Source organism: Frisingicoccus sp., assembly GCA_016298055.1.
Taxonomy (GTDB): Bacteria; Bacillota; Clostridia; order Lachnospirales; family Lachnospiraceae; genus Frisingicoccus.
In genome coordinates this window covers 1-3,323 of the sequence record JAEDDO010000189.1, presented here as the reverse complement: position 1 = coordinate 3,323, position 3,323 = coordinate 1, and the positions used below count along the sequence as shown (strand labels likewise).

General features: G+C 41.3%; 2 protein-coding genes. Both read left to right on the top strand.

Features of this window, described 5'->3' with window-relative positions; genetic code table 11:
* Nucleotides 1-115 precede the first annotated feature (115 nt).
* Nucleotides 116-811, top strand: coding sequence for an HAD hydrolase-like protein (locus tag QZZ35_RS10260; RefSeq protein WP_291237314.1), 696 nt, complete (start codon nucleotides 116-118; stop codon nucleotides 809-811).
* A 2-nt stretch (nucleotides 812-813) separates the two neighbouring features.
* Nucleotides 814-3,323: InlB B-repeat-containing protein (locus QZZ35_RS10255; RefSeq protein ID WP_291237313.1), on the top strand; the 2,510-nt coding region annotated here is incomplete at its 3' end.

The following is a 3,323-nucleotide window of genomic DNA, read 5'->3' as shown; positions in this document are numbered from 1 at the left end:
ATATATGAACAATTAAAGAACAAATCGCCTTTTCAATGATATTCTTTGAAATATATGTTATAATAGTCTGAATGATACTACTATTATTTGGATATTTTGGAAAGGTGATTTTTTTATGGGAAATTCCATTTTTGAAAAAAAGAAGATCCTACTTTTTGATCTGGACGGTACATTGACGGATCCGGGACTGGGAATAACCAATTCTGTGATGTATGCTCTGGAGAGATTTGGAATAACCGGGGTTTGTCGACAGGATCTTTATAAATTTATCGGACCTCCGTTAAGTCAGTCTTTTGAGCGTTTCTACGGTTTTTCAAAAGAAGATGCGCTCCGAGCGGTCAGTGTATACAGAGAATATTTCAGCACGAAAGGTTTATTTGAAAATGAGATATTTGACGGCATTGAAGTGATGCTGAAGACATTGAAAGCTCAGGGAAAGAAGGTTTGTCTTGCCACATCTAAACCAGAAGTTTTTGCTACAAAAATTTTGGAACATTTTGGTATTTTGACCTATTTTGATATTATATCCGGAAGTATGCTGGACGGAACGCGGACAGATAAGGGAGAAGTTATTGCGTGGGCATTAAGTGAACTGGAGAGGAGGGGAGAAAGATCCGTCAGTGAACAGGCTATTATGATTGGCGATCGGGAACATGATATTATCGGAGCACATGGGAACGATATTCCTGTCATCGGTGTTCTTTTTGGGTATGGAAGCAGAGAAGAACTGGAAGCTGCAGGGGCCGATTTACTGGCCGGTTCTGTATCTGAATTGTATTCACAATTGACAGGAGACACATTAGGGGGTTGAATATGGGACATTTTAAAGGGATGAGAAAAAGACTGATGATCCTTTGTTTAGCTGGACTTTTGCTTGCAGGAAGCGAGGTTTATGCAGAAGAAACCGATCAGTCAGCGTCTGCTCAGGCAGAAATTTTAACAACAGAAACGTCTGAAAGAGAGACATCTGAGGTACACAGCAGTGTGAAAATCGGAATTGAACCGGTTCATTGGAAACGTCGTATATATGATATGTGGTGTGAAGCGGATGATAAAGATTTGAAAGCGGATTCTGTAAAAGTATATGCGGGAAAGAACTATCATCTGGTAGATGCTAAAGGGAATGTATTGTCAGAAGGAAGCTATATTGATGCAGATGGCAATGTTATTTCCGGGACAGATGGAGGAAGAGTGTCCAGAGACCGAAACGGATGGTATATAGGCTGGGATAAGCCGAATCTGTCAGGATGGGGAAAACACCATGTATATGTTCAGGCAGATAAAGAGTTTATCGGAGGTAATAATCAGACACTGGGTGTGAGCGGCCTTTCCGGCATTTATAGTTTGGATGAACCTTTGGAAGTGAAATATTCTTTTGATTATGAAGATATTAAAGTGAATGTGGCATCTGAAGTGGATGTATCGGATGTTGAATTCCCGGTGCTTCGCGGAATTGATACAAAAAATGCCAATTTTCTTAATAAGGCTGTGATAAAAATTGAGTCGGTTTATGGTGAATTGAAAAATCTGCCGATAGAAATTCAATGGTATCGCGTTGAGAAGAGCAGTGAGGGCAGTGAGAAACTTATTCCTGTCGGAGAGGGACAGAAGCGTCCGCCTTATTACATACCGGAGAGTGAATTATCTATTCTGGATGAGAGTCCGGAGTATCGTGTACGTGTTTTTTATGTTGGTGAGGCATCGACTCAGGAAGCCCGTGAGAACACCAAAGGTTATGAGAATATTTCTTCTGCTGAGAAATGGATGGATGAAGCGGTTTTCAAGGTTAAAGATATTACCGGAGTGATTGATCTGATGGTATGTCTTGAGGATCTGCCTTATAATAATGAGACGAGCAGTAATAATTTTAAGTATAAGTTATATCGCTTTGATCAGCCAAACCAGATGATCGGCAGTGATACACCTTATACAGAATATACGGTTTCCTTTGAGAAACAGGGAAATGAGAATACACAGCATTTATTTATTGATCAATTGTCAGCCGGATGGTATACACTCGTACCGACAGAGCCGGAAGGACAGTTTGAAGAGAAGATAGAAAATCGTGTAGACAGCTGTGAGCCAAAAGCAAGAACAGGTTCTGCGGCCGGTGTGGATTTTTATATTGGTCAGATCGTCGATACGAAATACAGTTGGGAGTCGATCCGTTATCAGGGACAAAACACGGAGAATGAAAGAAGTGACAACTTTTTCAGAGTGGTTTATCGGTATAAAGAGACGGTTTACGGTGTTCAATACGATATGAACCTTCCGGAAGGCGTCAGCGGAAAGGGTGAAGTGCCGACGGATTCAGAAAAATATGCTGTCGGTACAAGTGTGAAAGTCCGGAGTGGTCACTCAATGACAGCAGACGGATGGAAATTTGTCGGATGGTCATTAGATCCGGGCGATGGTATTTATGGAACAGGTGATGAAATTTATTCGGATATATCGGTTCATGGTATAGAAGTTAAATCGAATGTTTCAATGGTCAAAGATGGCCTTAAGCTGTATGGACAGTGGGTTCCGGTCTATACAGTCAATTATGACGGAAATCTGAGTACGGGCGGAAATGTTCCTCTGGATGTAAATGGAACGGCAGGACAGGGAACGAATATCTATTATTATGAAGATATGGTAACGGTTCTCTCCCCTGGGAATCTGGAAAAGACCGATTCGGACGGAACAAAATATATCTTTGATGGCTGGTCGATGAATCAGGATGGTTCTGGAAACAGATACTATGAAGGTGATAAATTTGCCATGAAAGATGCGAATGTGACACTGTATGCCCAGTGGAAAGCTGTCGGAACAGACAAATATGCGGTAAACTATGTTGTTGTTCTTCCGGAAGGCGCTGAACTTGCGGGAGAAGTACCTGAAGATGATAAAAAATATGCGGATGGCAATGTGATCAAAGTGAAAGGTGCAGGGACAATGTCCGTTTCACATTACCGCTTTGCCGGATGGTCTACAGAATCAAGAGAGGATGGACTGTATCAGCAGGATGAAGTTCTGTATGGATCGAATGATGTAGGAGATACCGTGCATCATGAAGAGATTGTTATGAAGGAACAGGGCATTTCCTTTTACAGTCGATGGATTCCGCTGTATCAGGTTGTCTATTATTCCAATGGAAATGTAACCGGTGATATTCCAAAAGATGAAAATGAATATGTAAAGGATGACATGGTGAAGATCTTATCGGGCGATAAGATGATTCGTCCGGGATACCAGTTTATTGGATGGAATACAAAAGAAAATGGCAGCGGACAAAGTTACGATCCGGGATTAAAATTCAATATGCCGGCAGAAAATATTGA

Excerpts from the sequence above, each read along its gene's own strand:
- QZZ35_RS10260 (WP_291237314.1), top strand. The coding sequence starts at position 116 with ATGGGAAATTCCATTTTTGAAAAAAAGAAGATCCTACTTTTTGATCTG.